Source organism: Pseudomonas sp. DR48, assembly GCF_019823085.1.
In the GTDB taxonomy this organism is placed as follows: Bacteria; Pseudomonadota; Gammaproteobacteria; order Pseudomonadales; family Pseudomonadaceae; genus Aquipseudomonas.
In genome coordinates, this window is the sequence record NZ_CP081946.1 from 81,383 (window position 1) to 97,778 (window position 16,396).

Annotated in this window: 14 protein-coding genes; 4 read left to right on the top strand and 10 right to left on the bottom strand. The window is 58.4% G+C overall.

From position 1 onward, the window contains the following. The first annotated feature begins 168 nt into the window (after positions 1-168). Positions 169-909: a YciK family oxidoreductase gene (locus tag K5K95_RS00330; RefSeq protein ID WP_222587938.1), complete on the top strand. Its 741-nt coding sequence runs from the start codon at positions 169-171 to the stop codon at positions 907-909. Positions 910-1,281: 372 nt separating this feature from the next. Then, positions 1,282-2,208, top strand: a complete 927-nt coding sequence (locus tag K5K95_RS00335; protein WP_222587939.1) for a GGDEF domain-containing protein — start codon at positions 1,282-1,284, stop codon at positions 2,206-2,208. A gap of 75 nt (positions 2,209-2,283) precedes the next feature. On the opposite strand, the gene K5K95_RS00340 is transcribed toward K5K95_RS00335, so the two are convergent. The 7 genes from K5K95_RS00340 to K5K95_RS00370 all read right to left on the bottom strand — a co-directional run bounded on the left by K5K95_RS00340 (position 2,284) and on the right by K5K95_RS00370 (position 10,334). After that, positions 2,284-3,045 carry a TenA family transcriptional regulator gene (locus K5K95_RS00340; RefSeq protein WP_405046048.1) on the bottom strand — a complete coding sequence of 254 codons (762 nt, stop codon included), beginning with the start codon at positions 3,043-3,045 and terminating at the stop codon, positions 2,284-2,286. 78 nt (positions 3,046-3,123) lie between these two features. Further along, entirely contained in the window at positions 3,124-5,583 is a 2,460-nt protein-coding gene (locus tag K5K95_RS00345) for an EAL domain-containing protein (RefSeq protein ID WP_222587941.1), read from the bottom strand. 418 nt (positions 5,584-6,001) lie between these two features. Then, on the bottom strand, positions 6,002-7,819 hold the full coding sequence (locus tag K5K95_RS00350) for an ABC transporter ATP-binding protein (protein WP_222587942.1): 1,818 nt from the start codon (positions 7,817-7,819) through the stop codon (positions 6,002-6,004). Beyond that, a complete protein-coding gene (locus K5K95_RS00355) occupies positions 7,812-8,414 on the bottom strand; it encodes a DsbA family protein (RefSeq protein WP_222590258.1) in 603 nt (200 codons plus the stop codon). The genes K5K95_RS00350 and K5K95_RS00355 overlap by 8 nt, the downstream gene beginning before the upstream one ends. Positions 8,415-8,453: 39 nt before the next feature. Continuing rightward, on the bottom strand, positions 8,454-9,395 hold the full coding sequence (locus K5K95_RS00360; RefSeq protein ID WP_222587943.1) for a rhodanese-related sulfurtransferase: 942 nt from the start codon (positions 9,393-9,395) through the stop codon (positions 8,454-8,456). A gap of 102 nt (positions 9,396-9,497) precedes the next feature. Further along, on the bottom strand, positions 9,498-9,797 hold the full coding sequence (locus K5K95_RS00365; RefSeq protein ID WP_017340055.1) for a BolA family protein: 300 nt from the start codon (positions 9,795-9,797) through the stop codon (positions 9,498-9,500). 12 nt (positions 9,798-9,809) lie between these two features. Continuing rightward, positions 9,810-10,334 carry a DUF2059 domain-containing protein gene (locus K5K95_RS00370; protein WP_033055281.1) on the bottom strand — a complete coding sequence of 175 codons (525 nt, stop codon included), beginning with the start codon at positions 10,332-10,334 and terminating at the stop codon, positions 9,810-9,812. A gap of 191 nt (positions 10,335-10,525) precedes the next feature. Between K5K95_RS00370 and K5K95_RS00375 the strand changes: the two genes are divergently transcribed. Next, entirely contained in the window at positions 10,526-11,920 is a 1,395-nt protein-coding gene (locus tag K5K95_RS00375) for a class II fumarate hydratase (protein WP_222587944.1), read from the top strand. Positions 11,921-12,042: 122 nt separating this feature from the next. Here the strand turns inward: K5K95_RS00375 and K5K95_RS00380 are convergent, their stop codons facing one another. Next, positions 12,043-13,002 (bottom strand): DMT family transporter, encoded by a 960-nt coding sequence (locus K5K95_RS00380; protein WP_222587945.1) that lies wholly within the window; start codon positions 13,000-13,002, stop codon positions 12,043-12,045. 213 nt (positions 13,003-13,215) lie between these two features. Between K5K95_RS00380 and K5K95_RS00385 the strand changes: the two genes are divergently transcribed. Then, the gene (locus K5K95_RS00385) at positions 13,216-13,410 is read left to right on the top strand and encodes a DUF6316 family protein (RefSeq protein WP_222587946.1); all 195 of its coding nucleotides are present in this window, start codon (positions 13,216-13,218) and stop codon (positions 13,408-13,410) included. A gap of 111 nt (positions 13,411-13,521) precedes the next feature. Here K5K95_RS00385 and K5K95_RS00390 read toward each other — a convergent pair whose 3' ends face one another. Continuing rightward, entirely contained in the window at positions 13,522-14,706 is a 1,185-nt protein-coding gene (locus tag K5K95_RS00390) for a thiolase family protein (protein WP_222587947.1), read from the bottom strand. A 102-nt stretch (positions 14,707-14,808) separates the two neighbouring features. Beyond that, complete coding sequence (pap, locus tag K5K95_RS00395) at positions 14,809-16,332, bottom strand: polyphosphate:AMP phosphotransferase (protein ID WP_222587948.1); 1,524 nt, start codon at positions 16,330-16,332, stop codon at positions 14,809-14,811. Positions 16,333-16,396: the final 64 nt, after the last annotated feature.

Below are 16,396 nucleotides of genomic sequence, written 5' to 3' on the forward strand. Positions count from 1 at the left end.
GTAGCGGCATGGTTTCCAAGGGGTTTGAGCACTACTAATGTGGGAGCGAGCCTGCTCGCGATGGCGTCATCACATTCAACAACCCTGTTGACTGAGCCGCCACTATCGCGAGCAGGCTCACTCCCACAGGATCGCGCTCGACCTGAAGAATTTTTGTTGAGGTTTCTTATGTTTGATTATTCCGCACGTCCTGAACTGCTCAAGGACCGGGTCATCCTGGTCACCGGCGCGGGCCGCGGCATCGGCGCGGCAGCGGCGAAAACCTATGCCGCCCATGGCGCCACCGTATTGCTGCTGGGCAAGACCGAAGCCAATCTGACGCAGGTCTATGACGACATCGAGGCCGCCGGGCATCCTCAGCCGGTGGTGATCCCGTTCAACCTGGAAACCGCCCTGCCCCATCAATACGATGAGCTGGCCGCGATGATCGAAACAGAGTTCGGCCACCTTGACGGCTTGCTGCATAACGCCTCGATCATCGGTCCGCGCACGCCGATCGAGCAGTTGTCCGGCGAGAACTTCATGCGCGTCATGCACATCAACGTCAACGCCATGTTCATGCTCACCAGCACCCTGCTGCCCCTGCTCAAGCTGTCCCAGGACGCCTCGGTGGTGTTCACCTCCAGCAGCGTGGGCCGCAAGGGTCGCGCGTACTGGGGCGCTTACGGCGTGTCCAAGTTTGCGACCGAAGGCTTGATGCAAACCCTGGCTGACGAAGTCGACACCGTCGCCCCCGTGCGCTCCAACAGCATCAACCCCGGCGCCACCCGCACCAGCATGCGTGCCCAGGCTTATCCGGGAGAAAATCCGCTGAATAACCCAACGCCGGAAGAAATCATGCCGGTGTACCTGTATCTGATGGGTCCGGACAGCACCGGCATCAATGGCCAGGCTTTCAACGCTCAGTAAAAGCCACACGTCGCTTTTTTGTGTCGCGTCGACATCTCGGCGCGGCACTTAAAGGACGCCTTAATCACACGGTTTCTGTCAATTCGACGTCACTTATTGTGCAAATTACTCCCTCACACCCCTCAAGGCATTGATTAAAAAGGATTTTTATCTGAAGGAACTCATTGGCATGACTTTCGCTCTAAATTTGCTCAGACACGCCGTGTGAAAGCTATCGGGCGGACGCCTCAGTCGAAGGTTACTTATATTCGACAAAGCGGACTAAACTTGCGCCAAATGTCCTACGGGACTGATGGACCAGTATGACGCGCAGCCCAAAGCCGCTCTCACCCAGCCTGTAAGACAGCCTTACTGCTTAGGGGCTCACGCCATATGAAATCACCATCCCAGACCAGCGCAATTGACTTCGATAACGCCAAATTGCAGCGCCTGGGCTTTGGTCAAAAGCCTCCCGTTCTGGAGCGGCCATTCAGCCTCGCACAATTGCGTCAGCAACTTGGCCAGCAGCTGCAGACCAGCCTTGAGCCACAACGCATTCTCGGACTTTTCTTCCGCGAGATTCAGCGTGTCGTGCCACTGGATGCGCTGACTTATAAGCACCCCGCCAGCGACTTGCGCCTGGAGCTCGGGCAGCGCGGCCATCATTCGGTCACCTATAGCCTCGTTCATGAAGATGAGAACCTGGGTGAACTGATTTTCCGCCGCAACCAGCGGTTCAGTGAATACGAACAGGCCTCGCTGGAATCGTTGCTGCCCACTTTGCTGTTTCCGATCCGCAACGCCCTGCTCTATCGGGCCGCGACTCAAAGCGCATTGCGCGATCCACTGACCGGTACTGGTAATCGCATCGCAATGGATCAGACGCTGCAGCGTGAAATCGAGATGTCGCGAAGGCACTTGATGCCGTTGTCGCTACTGATGCTGGATATCGATCATTTCAAAAATGTAAATGACAACTACGGACACAGCGCAGGCGATGACGTGCTCAAGGCTGTCGCAGCCTCGATCAAGAATCAGTTGCGCAACGTGGACATGGTGTTTCGCTTTGGGGGCGAAGAATTCCTGATCCTGCTTTCCAATACCAATCGGGAAGCAGCGGCCATGGTTGGCGAACGATTGCGGTTTGCAGCGCAGGCCGAGCACTACAAGGCCGACGGCAACCTGGTCGAACTGACGGTCAGCCTGGGTTGTTCGACCCTGCTGCCCGGAGAGTCTGCCGAAAGCTTGTTGCGACGGGCCGACAGCGCGCTGTATGTCGCCAAGCGCGAGGGGCGTAACCGGTTGCAGATGGCGGGCTGAGAACATCAGCGACACCATAAAAAAATGAGGGAGCGAGTAAACTCGCTCCCTCATTTTGTGTGTGTTACCGATGGATCAGCTTTCGGCGAGCGCCATGCGCTCACGTGCCACGGGAGCCTTTTCCGAATGCTCCAGCTGCATGCACCGCTCCAGAAACAGGTGCATGTAGTCATAGCTCTTGCAGACGGCCTGACGCAATTCCACTTGCAGTGATTTGCTCGGATTCATGCCGGCCAGCGTGCAGATGATTTCCAGCGCTTCCCATGGATGGGCATCGTCGTACTGGGCGTGCATCTTCAACCACTTCATGGCCCGCTTGCGATCCTCCTCAGGGAAGGCTGCCGCATACACGCCGCTGGAACAGACCAGCGCCGACCACTCCCCGGTGGCACCTTCGATCGCATAGTTGGTGGCGGCGATGGCGACGATCAGAGAATCCGCCGAACTGGTGTGCCAGCACCAGTGGCTCAACGCGTGAAGTTCCGGGGCAACGTGTTGCGCCTGCAGATCTTCCAGGCTGACGCCATGTGCCCGACTCCAGTTCACCCAGTAATCGGCATGGTTCAATTCGACACGAATGTTGCGCATCAGCCAGCGACGCGCCATGTCCTCGCCGGGGTGGCGGGCAAAGCGGGTCTTGGTCAGGTTCTGTGCCATGTATAACGCGAACTGTTCAACCACCGGCCAGCCACCAATGAGGTACTGACGCATGGTTTTTGCGCTGAGTTTGTTATCTCGCATGCGCTGATACAGTTCGTGCTCGACAACCCGGCGCTTACTCTCGCTGCAATCCTTGATGAGCTGTTGCGCCCAGGCTGGATAACTTGCAGCTTCCATGAGTGGTCCGGTTCGGTTGAATGTGTCGATCACTGTCGGGCTCCTTTTGATTGTGATTGTTAGGATCAGCTAGAGATTTCAACGGAACGTGCCAGGCGCCTTGAACAACAAAGGTTGGGGCCTGGCGGGGCGACTTTGCAAACTATCGCAGGTAAACAGATGCGGGCGTTCAATGACATACCCTTGAGCGAAATCCACCCCGATCTCGAGCAGTGCCTGCTCGATCTGGGGCGTCTCTACAAACTCGGCAATCGTGCGCTTACCCATGACATGGCCGATGTGATTGATCACTTCTACCATGGCGCGGTTAATCGGGTCGTCCAGCATATCCTTTACGAAACTTCCATCGATCTTCAAGAAGTCTACAGGTAAATGTTTCAAGTAGGCGAATGAGGACATCCCGGCGCAGAAGTCATCCAATGAAAAATGGCAACCTAAACCTTTGAGTTCGTTAATAAATCTGATCGCGCTTCCCAAATTTGAAATTGCACTGGTTTCTGTAATTTCAAAACAAATCATTTCAGGAGGAATGGACCACACAACAAACTGTTCGCGCAAGAAGTCCAGGAACGCGTCATCTCCGATAGTCGTGCCTGACAGATTGATCGCACACATGGCCAAAGGACCTTTGCGCTCTTCTGCAATACATTGGGCAATGATCTTGAAAACGTTCTCCACCACCCAGCGGTCCAGCGCAGTCATCAGCCCATAACGCTCTGCAGCCGGAATGAAACTGTCGGGCAATATCATGCGCCCGGCTTCGTCATGCAGACGCAGCAGGATTTCTATATGCCCGCCGCCCTGTTGAGTGTGTCCAAGCGGCGCGATTTCCTGGGAGTAGAGGCAAAAGCGGTCTTCTTCGAGCGCCATGTGCAAGCGCTGCACCCACGCCATTTCACCGAAGCGCAGGGACAACTCCGAATCATCGGCATGATAGACCTGCACACGATTACGCCCCTTTTCCTTGGCCATGTAACAGGCCATATCCGCGGCGCGCAACGAGGCTTCAAGAGTTGTCGGCGTTTGCGCGACATGAACCAGCCCGATGCTGACTGTCGTCACGAAAGGCCGGCCTTTCCAGACAAAGTGCAGATTCTGGACGGTCTGACGCAGGTTCTCGGCAATTTTCTCGGCCGCTTCCGGCGGACAGTTTTCCAGCAAGATACCGAACTCGTCGCCGCCCAGCCGTGCCAGGGTGTCACCTTCGCGCAAGCCCGATTGCAGCAACGCGCAGATATGCCGCAACAGTTCATCGCCCGCCGCGTGACCGCAGGTGTCGTTGACCAGCTTGAATTGATCCAGGTCGAGAAACATCAAGGCGTGGCGACCGGAGTGCCGCGTCAGGTTGTGCATGACCTGCTCCAGGCGATACTCGAACTCCCGGCGGTTGGCCAGCCCGGTCAAGGCGTCATGGGTCGCCTGCCAGGACAGATTGGCGATGTACTGACGCTCCTGGGTCATGTCATGCAACACCAGCACCGTGCCACTGACCTTGCCGGCATTACGGATCGGCGCGCCGACCAGGGTGACAGACACAGTGCTGCCATCCAGACGCTGGATCAGCTTGGAGTGTTCGCTGCCGCCGCTGAGCTGACCGCTCAGGATGTGTTCAATCAGCGTGAACCCATCGGCCTGAGCGTTTTCATCCAGCAGATTGAACAAGGCTGCCAGCGGCAAGCCAATGGCTTGCTCGCCTTTCCAGTGGGTCAGAGCCTCGGCCGCCGGGTTCATGTAGGCGATCGCCCCCTCGACATCCGTGGTAATCACCCCGTCGCCAATGGATTGCAACGTTATCTGCGCCCGGTCTTTCTCCAACTGCAAGGCCTCGGCGAAAGCATGGCGCTGTTTGAGCAGTTTGTGCGTGCGCATCAGGGCCAATGCAATCAAGCCCAGGGCCGTGGCGAGGTTCGTCACCAGCAGCAGGCGCAAAATCAGACGCGAGCCCTCGCCCAAGGCATCACTGAAAGCTTTGGCGGCAGGCGTCACACCGTCGTTGATCGCAAAAATCTGTGCCTTCCAGCGCTTGATGTCGGCGTCCGAAGCCTGACCTCCGGTAATACGCTGATGCATGTCCTGAGCGACGTCATCGAGCTGCACCAGATAGGAATCACCCACCGTCCAACGATCAATAGCCTTTTCCAGGTAACTGAAATGCCTGAAATTGAGGTAAAGCCAGATCAGGCTGGAGACGTCATCAGGGTGGTTGCCACCTTTGATAATGGCTACGCGCGCGGCTTCGATATTCGGCGGCTGGTGGTCCAGCGCCAACCGCAACTCGTGCCCCCCCTGAGGTACGGCAATGGCGTTCTGGTACTTGAGAAAAATCGCCCCGTCACGACTGTCCGCGTAGAGATTAAGGTAATAGATGGCATCCTTCTGGCCCTTGGACCAGAGGCTTTCCCCGGCGACATAGCCGCGAACCGCCGAAAGCACATACAGACTGACCCCACCCAATAGCGCCTGAAACAGCACTACCGCGATAAATGGCCAGACGATGCCCAACAACCTTGGCGTTCCGAGAGTCCGCTTTTGCTTCATGAGGTCCCTTGTTTTAGCACTGCCAGATCATCATTCCACGTGATCGCTAAAGCTAGACTAGGGTGCGTAATCGATCCCGGCAAGCCAGCGCCCATATTTTGCGCATACACGTGCCTGGGACCGATCAGCGCTTTGCCGTCGAGCCGTGGACTTGTACCGCGTTTTTTTATTCGTTCGGGCTGAAACGGGGTCTCCCTTCCGTCGGCCACATACTAGCGCATCTACAGGCGCCGAATCCGACAACCTGGCACAACCTGCGTACAGACAATTCGCTTCAATGAAACATCAACGCGCGCCTTGCGACGACGAACAGGCTTACACCAATACTGTGCAAAATCAGTTAATTGGCAGACCGGGTAACAGCCTTCACAGTTCCAAAAACCGACGCACAATGATGCTGAAGTGCGACACCCGTCACTCAATGTTGCTGCAAATGCCCATAAAGCTTGGCGTACAAACCACCTTCGGCAATCAGTTGCTGATGGTCGCCATCCTCGGCAATTTGTCCGCCGTCGAACACCAGCACCCGATCGGCCTGCTTCACCGCCGACAACCGATGCGCAATGATCAGCGTGGTGCGGTGGCTCAGGAACCGCGCCAACGCCTGGTGCAGGTTGTATTCGGTGGCCGCGTCCAGCGCCGAGGTCGCCTCATCGAGAATCACGACCTTGGGTTCGGCCAGCACCATCCGCGCAATGGCCAGTCGTTGACGCTGCCCCCCAGACAGACGCACTCCGGAACGTCCGACAATGCTGTCCAGACCATCGGGCAGCGCTCGGACGGTCTGGTGCAACTGCGCAATTTCCAGCGCCTGCCAGCAGGCCTCGTCGCTGCGCAGACGGCCCATTGTCAGGTTGGCACGGATGGTGTCGTTGAACAGCGCAGGGTGCTGCAAGACCACGGCAACATTTTCCCGCACGACTTCCAGACCTATCTCCTGCTGAGTCGAGCCGCCGAAGCGAATGCTCCCTGCAAGCGGCGTGTACAGCCCCAGCAGCAATTGCACCAGGGTGCTTTTGCCGCCGCCACTGGCACCGACGATGGCGACTTTTTCACCGGGCGCGATGGACAGGTCCATCTTGTTCAATACCAGCTCGTCGCTATAGCCGAAACTCAGCCCCCGGACTTCAATGCCCACGGTATCGCGGCCCTGGAACGGGTCGACCCCACCGGGGTATTGCGGCTCATCGGCGCGGGCCAGCAGTTCGTTGATCCGCGACAATGCACCGCTGGCGGCGTAATAGGCGTACTGCAAATTGAGCAGTTGCTCCACCGGACCGATCATGAACCACAGGTAGCTGAACACCGCCAGCATCTCGCCGATGGACAGGTCGGAAAACAGCACGGTGAGCATCGCTGCCGCCCGGAAAATATCGATGCCGAACTGGAACAGCAAACCGCTGGCACGGTTGGAGGCATCGGTTTTCCACTGCGAATTCACGGCGTAGTCGCGCACTTCCCGGGCACGCAGTCCCAGGCGCCCGAGGAAAAACCCCTGACGGTTGCCAGCGCGCACTTCCTGAATGGCATCGAGTGTTTCGGTCAGCGCCTGGGTGAAGCGCGAAGTGCTGTCGTTCTCGAGTTTCTTGAGGTGCTTGACCCGCTTGCCCAACTGCACCGTCGCGTAAATCACCAACGGGTTGAACAGCAAGATCAGCAGCGCCAGCTTCCAGTGCATCCACATCAGGATCGATGCGGTGCCCACCAACGTCAGCATGGCGACTAGAAAACGGCTGAGGGTTTCGCCGACGAATTTATCCAGCGTGTCCAGGTCGGTGACCAGGTGCGTGGTCACCGTGCCGCTGCCCAGGCTTTCGTATTCGCCCAGGGAAATGCACTTGAGCCGCTCAATCAGCCGCACACGAATGCGATAGACGATGTCCTTGGCCAACGCCGCAAACAACTTCGCCTGCACCACGTTGAACAACAGGGCGCCACAGCGCAGCAACAAGGTCACCAGCAGCATCAGGCCGATGTAGCCTGCCGCTTTCTGCCAGCCTTGGGGCAGTGCGTGATTCATGATCTTCAGGGCGGCGTCGCCATGCCCCAGCAACACTTCGTCGACCAGCAATGGCAACAGCAACGGAATCGGCACGCTGCACAAGGTAGCCAGCACCGCGACGCCGTTGGCGATCCACAGGGATTTTTTATGGTGCAGGGCCAATCGACGGATTTCGGCCCAACTCAGCCGATCGACACGCTTGGGAGCGGGCGCGCCATCGGGCAGGTCATGCACAGGCGGCGCGCTCCAGCCAACGGCCAAGCAACGGCGAAAGCTCACTCAAAGGTTGGTAACCATTGGTCAGCAGAGCCAGTTGACCATTGCGTTCAGCCAGCAATGTCGGGAAGCCGGCAATGCCCAGGTCCTGGACCCAGGTGAAATCGGCAGCGGTCGCGGCGTGCTGATCGGCACGGTCGAACGCGGCGGCAAATTCGATGCGCGGCAGGCCGGCTTTCTCAGCCAGTTCCACCAGCACACTGGCGTGCGTAACGTCGCGACCTTCGGCGTAGAACGCGTGCTGAATCAGGCCGAGCAGTTTCCACGCGCAATCCGGCGCCAGGCTGCGCGCGGTCACCAGCGCCCGGCAGGCAGGCTCGGTGTCGTAGACAAACCCGTCTGGCAATGCGCCTTCGATTTTGAACGGCTGGCCGGTGGCCTTATGGACCGCCTGCCAGTGCTCAAGAATGTAGCGCCGGGTGGTCGGCTCCAGCGCCGAACCACTGCCGGTGCGTAAACCACCGACCACCAAATGCACCTCAACGCCTGCCGCGCGCGCCTGCTCGACCAGCGCATTGGCGACGGGCGCAAAGCCCCAGCACCAGGAACACATCGGGTCCATCACATAGAGCAGGCGGCGTGCAGACATGGTTCAAGCCTCGGAAGGAGTTTGCTTGTAGTTGTAGCCGATCGGGTGAGGCAAGTTGCGTGCTTTGGCCAGTTCGATCTGCTTCTGCCGATCAATGGCACTGCGGCGGGTCTTCTCGCTCAGCGTGTTCCAGCAATGCGGGCAGCTGATGCCGGCCACGTAGTGCTCTGAGGCGCGGTCTTCGACGCTCACCGGCGTACGACAGGCATGACACTGATCGTAGTCGCCTTCGCTGAGGTCATGACGTACGGTCACGCGGTTGTCGAACACAAAGCAGTCGCCCTGCCATTTGGTTTCTTCCTGCGGCACCTCTTCGAGGTACTTCAGGATGCCACCCTTGAGATGGTAAACCTCATCGAAGCCCTGGCTGAGCATGTAGCTCGACGCCTTCTCGCAACGAATGCCACCGGTGCAGAACATCGCGACTTTCTTATGTACGGCCGGGTCGAAATTGGCTTTGATGTAGTCAGGGAATTCACGAAAACTGGTGGTTTTCGGATCGATGGCGCCTTCGAAGGTGCCGATCGAGACCTCGTAATCGTTGCGGGTGTCGATCAACAGCACTTCAGGATCGCTGATCAGCGCATTCCAGTTCTGCGGATCGACGTAGGTGCCGACCTTTTTGTTCGGGTCCACGCCGTCGACGCCGAGGGTGACGATTTCTTTCTTGAGCTTGACCTTGGTGCGGTAGAACGGCTGGTCGTCGCAGTACGACTCTTTGTGGTCGATGTCGTCCATGCGCGGGTCGTTCTTGAGCCAGGCCATCAGCCCGTCGATGCCTTCACGACTGCCGGACACGGTGCCGTTGATGCCTTCTTCGGCGATCAGCAGCGTGCCTTTGATACCGTTGTCGACCATTGCTTGCAGCAATGGCTCGCGCAGGGCGACGTAATCTTCCAGGGTGACGAACTTATACAGTGCCGCCACGACAATCTTTTGTGTCATGGGTGATTCTCCAGGTGGCTACCCTCGCAAAGGGTGAACCGGATGCGAAAAAAAACGCGCCGGGTAAGCGGCGCGTTGCGGATTCTAGCAAAAAACCTAGGGTTAATGCTTGCTGCCGCCGGCACAGGTTGGCGAGGCCGGAGCCGCATCGATCTGTGCCCATTCTTCTGGCGTGTAGGTATGCAGCGCCAACGCATGGAATTCGCCCATCAGCTCGCCGAGCGTGCCGTAGACTTTCTGGTGACGCTTGACGCGGTTGAGCCCCTCGAACTGCTGGCTGACCACCACGGCCTTGTAATGGGTCTGCAACCCACGGCTGTGCATGTGGCTCTCATCCAGCACTTGCAGGTGCTCGGGCTGTAACAGGCCCAGCGTCGATTCGATGCGTTGTTGCATGGTCATACCGAACTCCGCTTATGGCTTTTTCTTGGCAGGAGCAGCGGCGCCTTTAGGCTCCAGCTCGGCCGTCATGTCAGCCAGCAGTTTGTTGACCACAGGCACTGCGCTTTCCAGCTTGGCTTGAGTCATCTGGGCCGATTGCTGAGTCAGCTGCGGCATTTTTTCCAGGACTTTCTTGCCCAGAGGCGACTGGTAGAAAGCAACCAGGTCCTTGAGCTCGGATTCGCTGAAGTTGGTGGTGTAGAGCTTGACCATGTCCGGCTTCAGCTTGTTCCAGCCAATGGCTTGGTCCAGCGCTGCGTTGGCTTTGGCCTGGTAAGTTTCCAACAAGGCTTTTTTCGATTCAGGGGCTTTGGTCTGTTCAAAGCGCTGAGCGAACATTTGCTGCACTTGCATGTACACCGGAGTGCCCAATTTGTCAGCGTGCGCCAGGGTCAGGAAAGCTTCGGCACTGGCGTTATGGCTGGCGGTATCGGCAAAAACAGGGCCGCTGGCGCAAACCAGTGCAACCGCGGTACAGATGGCACGAAGACGAGTCATCGAGTTTCCTTTTCTAGCAGGCGAGGTAAAACCCCAAGGGCGTCCATTCTGCGCCTAAAAAAGTGTGTCGCTCAACCCCAAGCCTTGTCGGGTCTGATTTAGAGGGGTTGAACGGTCAAAATCCAGACTGATGGAACCACGGCCGGCGATCACGGCCTAAACTGCGCTATCGACCTACAGGAGTGTGCAAGATGAGCCGTATCGAAACCGACAGCCTTGGCCAGGTGGAAGTCCCGGATGAGGCCTACTGGGGCGCTCAGACGCAACGCTCACTGATTAACTTCGCCATCGGCAACGAACGCATGCCGCTGGCTGTGCTGCATGCACTGGCGCTGATCAAGAAAGCCGCGGCGCGGGTCAATGACCGCAACGGTGATCTGCCCGCCGACATTGCCCGGCTGATCGAACAGGCCGCCGACGAAGTGCTCGACGGCAGCCACGACGACCAGTTCCCGCTGGTGGTCTGGCAGACCGGCAGCGGCACCCAGAGCAACATGAACGTCAACGAAGTGATTGCCGGACGTGCCAACGAATTGGCCGGCAACCCGCGCGGCGGCAAGTCGCCGGTGCATCCCAACGATCACGTCAATCGCTCCCAGAGCTCCAACGACTGTTTCCCGACGGCCATGCACATCGCCACCGTTCAGGCGGTCCAGCAGCATTTGCTGCCGGCCATCAGCGAGCTGTCTGGCGGCTTGGCTGAGCTGTCGGCGCGGCACATGAAACTGGTCAAGACCGGCCGGACCCACATGATGGATGCCACGCCGATCACCTTCGGCCAGGAACTCTCGGCATTCATCGCACAACTGGATTACGCCGAACGGGCGATCCGCAGCGCGCTTCCAGCGGTATGCGAGTTGGCACAGGGCGGCACCGCCGTCGGCACCGGGCTGAACTCGCCGCATGGTTTTGGCGAGGCGATCGCTGCCGAATTGGCCGCCCTCTCCGGCCTGCCGTTCGTCACCGCACCGAACAAGTTCGCCGCGCTGGCTGGACATGAGCCGCTGACCACCTTGTCCGGAGCGCTGAAAACCCTTGCCGTGACCCTGATGAAAATCGCCAACGACCTGCGTCTGCTGGGTTCCGGGCCGCGCGCCGGGTTCGCTGAAGTGAAGCTGCCGGCCAACGAACCGGGCAGCTCGATCATGCCGGGCAAGGTCAACCCGACGCAGTGTGAAGCGCTGTCGATGCTTGCGTGTCAGGTCTTGGGCAATGACGTCGCCATCGGTTTTGCGGCGAGTCAGGGCCACTTGCAATTGAACGTGTTCAAACCGGTAATCATCCACAACCTGCTGCAATCGATCCGCCTGCTGGGCGATGGCTGCAGCAACTTCCAGCAGCATTGCATCGCCGGCCTTGAGCCGGATGCGGCGAAAATGGCCGAGCACCTGGAACGCGGATTGATGCTGGTGACGGCGCTGAACCCGCATATCGGTTACGACAAGTCCGCGGAGATTGCCAAGAAGGCCTACGCCGAAGGGCTGACGCTGCGGGAAGCAGCGTTGCAGTTGGGCTATCTGACCGATGAACAGTTTGATGCGTGGGTGCGGCCGGAGAATATGCTGGAGGCCGGGGCCAAGGGCTGAATTTTGTAGTGATTGTTAGTCCGTCATCGCGAGCAGGCTCGCTCCCACAGGTGACCGCGTTCTTCTGATAGGACTCGGTTCAATGTGGGAGCGAGCCTGCTCGCGATGAACGATGACACGTTTCAGCTTACGGACATCCGAACGCGCCGGGCCCGAAGCCCGGCCATCAACGAAGGCCCCAATGCCACCAGCGCCGATCCCAGCACCACCAGCACCGCTCCTCCATACCCCAGACCATTGATCGTCTCGGCGTGCACATACTCCGGCCATAACCACGCCGCCACGGCGACAGCAGCGAACGTCACCAACGGTGTAATTGCCAACGTCGCACTGACCCGTGAAGCTTCCCAATGCGCCAGCGCTTCGGCAAATGCGCCGTAGGCAATCAGCGTGTTCATGCAGCACGCCAGCAGCAGCCAGCCTTGCAGTGGACTGAGTTGCAGCGCTTCCAGCGGATGCACCCATGGCGTTAGCAACAGAGCACAGAACAGGTAGATCACCATCATCACCTGCAATGAATTCCACACCGTCAGCAATTGCTTCTGCCCCAGTGCGTAAAAGGTCCAGACGGTTGAGGCCAACAACACCAGCAACACACCCGCGGTGTAATCACTCAGCGACGTCAACAACTCGACCAGACGCTGGTTGAAAAACAGCCCGAAGCCGATCAACAGCACCAGCAGGCCTATCCCCTGCCCCACGCTAAACCGCTCCTTGAACACAAACAGACTGGCGATCAGCAGCATGATCGGGCCCATCTGCACCACTAGTTGCGCGGTGCCAGGGCTGAGCAGGTTCAAGCCCATCAGGTACAGCACGTAGTTGCCGACCAGACCGAGCACCGCCATCACCACCAGCCAGCCACCGCGCGGGCCGAGGGCTTTACGGCTGGGCAAACGCCTGGTCGCGGCCAGGTAAACGAACAGGCAACCGCCGGACACGATCAGGCGAAACCAGGTGACGGTCACCGGGTCCATCACCAGCAGCACTTGCTTGAGTTTGATCGGCAGGATTCCCCACAACAACGCGGTCAGCAAGGCCAGGAAGAGACCGTAAACCCAGCGACCGGATGAAATGTGCATGCGAACCCCGAAAAAGCCAGATGGCAAGAGAGACCATTCTAGGCTCAGACCGGAGGGCGACACAGGCACAGTTACTGGCAGGCCGCGAATGAAACTGTGCAGGTCGCATCAAAAATCTGACGAAGTGCCGTCGATCAGATGGACAGGCGCCGCAAGTGGTTCATGCATAAGCTCATTGGGTCCGCCAACAAGAACATCCACCAGGAGACAGCCATGTACGGCATGCGCGCCAAGGACCCAGCTCCCGCCACGTACTTTCGCAGTGAGCGTTTGTGCCGTGTGAATGGGCAATTGTTTTTCGTTACCCGGGAAAACACCCTCGAGGGGCCGTTTGAAAACCAGGAGAAGGCGATGCGGGAGATCCAGACTTACATCGAGCGCAAGCTGCTTTTGAGTATGAGCCTGTAGACCGAGGCGAGTGCATCGCGGGCAGCCGGCTCCCACATTGGAATTCAATCCACTGTGGGAGCCGGCCTGCCCGCGATAGCTATTTAACAATCGCTACAAATCTTGAAATTTTTAACGCACCGCCTCAAACAACCCGGTCGCCCCCATCCCGCCACCCACGCACATGGTGACCACGCCGTAGCGCAAATTGCGCCGTTGCAACTCACGCACGATATGCCCGACCTGACGCGATCCGGTCATGCCAAACGGGTGGCCAATGGAAATCGAGCCGCCATTGACGTTGTACTTGTCGTTGTCGATTTCCAGGCGATTGCGGCTGTACAGGCACTGCGAAGCGAAGGCCTCGTTGAGCTCCCAGAGGTCAATGTCCGCCACCTGCAAACCCTTGGCCTTGAGCAGTTTTGGCACCGAGAACACCGGGCCGATGCCCATCTCGTCCGGCTCGCAGCCAGCGACCGCGAAGCCACGGAAAAACGCTTTAGGCTTCAGACCCAGTTCCAGCGCTTTATCCAGGCTCATCACCAGCGTCATCGACGCGCCATCGGACAATTGCGAAGAGTTGCCCGCCGTCACCGAGCCGTCTTCAGCAAACACCGGCTTCAACCCGGCCAGGCTTTGCAGCGTGGTGTCCGGGCGATTGCAGTCGTCGTGATCGACGATACCGTCGAGGATTTGAATCTGGCCGGTGGCCTTGTCTTCAACCCGATACTTCACCGCCATTGGCACGATTTCATCGTCGAACAATCCAGCGGCCTGCGCTTGCGCGGTTCGTTGCTGGCTTTGCAGGGCGTACAGATCCTGCTCTTCACGGCTGACGTGGTAGCGGCGCGCGACGATTTCGGCAGTCTGCCCCATCGGGAAATAAATGCCCGGCACCTGCTCTTTCAGCAGCGGGTTGATGAGGTTGTCGGTGTTAACGCTTTTCATGGTCAGGCTGATGGACTCCACACCACCGGCAACAATGATGTCGCTGCAACCCGAAGCGATCTGGTTGGCGGCAATGGCAATGGCTTGCAAGCCCGAGGAGCAGAAACGGTTGAGGGTCATGCCGGCGGTGCCGATGCCCAACCGCGACAACACCGCGACATTGCGCCCGATATTGAAGCCCTGCGCGCCTTCGTTGGAGCCCGCACCGACGATGCAATCCTCGACGCTGGCAGGGTCAATGCCCAAGCGCTCCAGCAGCGCATTGACACAATGCGCCGCCATGTCGTCCGGACGGGTCTGGTTGAACTTGCCGCGAAAGGATTTGGCCAGGCCGGTCCGCACGCTGTCGACGATCACCACTTCACGCATGGCATACCTCATTGTTGTTGTCGGTTGAGAGTGGACCGAGCATAAGTCCACCGCATAACCGACCGCGACAATCATTCACCCCGCGTATGCGTAACCATCGCCTCACTGCTTGTGTTTTTTCGCCTTCCTAGCCTGCTTGTCTGATTTATTGAACGCTTCTTCCAGAGCATGGTTGATGGTGCGCAGGACTTTAACCCGAGCCCAGCGCTTGTCATTGGCCTCCACCAGCGTCCACGGCGAAATTTCGGTGCTGGTGCGGTCAACCATGTCGCCCACCGCCTCACGATAAGCGTCCCACCGTTCGCGGTTGCGCCAGTCGTCTTCGGTGATCTTGAAACGCTTGAAGGGAATATTTTCGCGCGCCTGGAATCGCTCCAGTTGCGTCGCCTTGTCGATGGCCAGCCAGAACTTGACCACGATAACGCCCGAATCGGAAATCTGCTCTTCGAAATCATTGATCTCGCTGTAAGCCCGCAGCCAGTCGGCGGGTGGACAGAAACCTTCAACGCGCTCGACCAAGACCCGGCCGTACCACGATCGATCAAACACCGTGAATTTGCCCTTGGCCGGAATGTGCCGCCAGAACCGCCACAGATAGGGCTGCGCCCGTTCCTCTTCGGTGGGTGCGGCAATCGGCACGATATTGTATTGACGGGGGTCGAGCGCGGCGGCGACCCGACGAATCGCTCCGCCCTTGCCGGCTGCATCATTGCCTTCGAACACTGCCACCAAGGCGTGTCGGCGCATGCGTTTGTCGCGCATCAAGCCCGAGAATCGCGCCTGTTCGGTAATCAGTTGCTCTTCGTAATCGTCCTTATCCAGATTGAGGGTCAGGTCCAGACTGTCGAGCAGGTTCAACTGGTCGACATGGATCGGCAGCGGCGCCGCGTTGACCTTGTCCGCGTGCACCTGGGTACGTTGCAGGGCATTTTGCAAACCTTCGAGCAGGATCTTGCCCACCGTCAGGCTGCGATAATGCGCATCCATCCCTTCAATCACATGCCAGGGCGCGTAGTCACGGCTGGTGCGGCGCAACACGCGTTCGCCGTATTTAACGAACTTGTCGTAAGTTGCCGATTGCTGCCAGTCCAGCGGGCTGATGCGCCAACTGTGCAACGGATCGTCGGCGAGCGCCTTGAGTCGCGCCTTCATTTGTTTTTTGGAAAGGTGAAACCAGAACTTGAAGATCAGCGTGCCTTCATCGCACAACATTTTTTCAAAGCGTTCGGACTGGTTGATCGCCTGATCCAGTACTGCATCCTTGAACAAGCCATGCACCCGACCTTGCAGCATCTGGCTGTACCAGTTGCCAAAGAACACCCCCATGCGCCCGCTGGCCGGCAGCATCCGCCAATAGCGCCAGGCCGGTGGCCGCGCCAGTTCTTCGTCGGTCTGTTGATCGAACGTGCGGACCTCGATCAGGCGTGGGTCCATCCATTCGTTGAGCAACTTGACCGTTTCACCCTTGCCGGCGCCTTCGATGCCGTTGATCAAAATAATCACCGCAAAGCGTTTTTGCTGCTGGAGGTCGAACTGCGCTTCAAGCAAGGCCTCACGCAGCGCCGGCACTTCGGCGTCATAGGTTTCTTTGTCGATGGCGTGACCGATTTCAGCAGATTCGAACATGGACAGCTCCCTTTCCCGTATTGAGCAAGACTAGCGGATTGGGCCGTCAGTCCGTAGAGAAAAT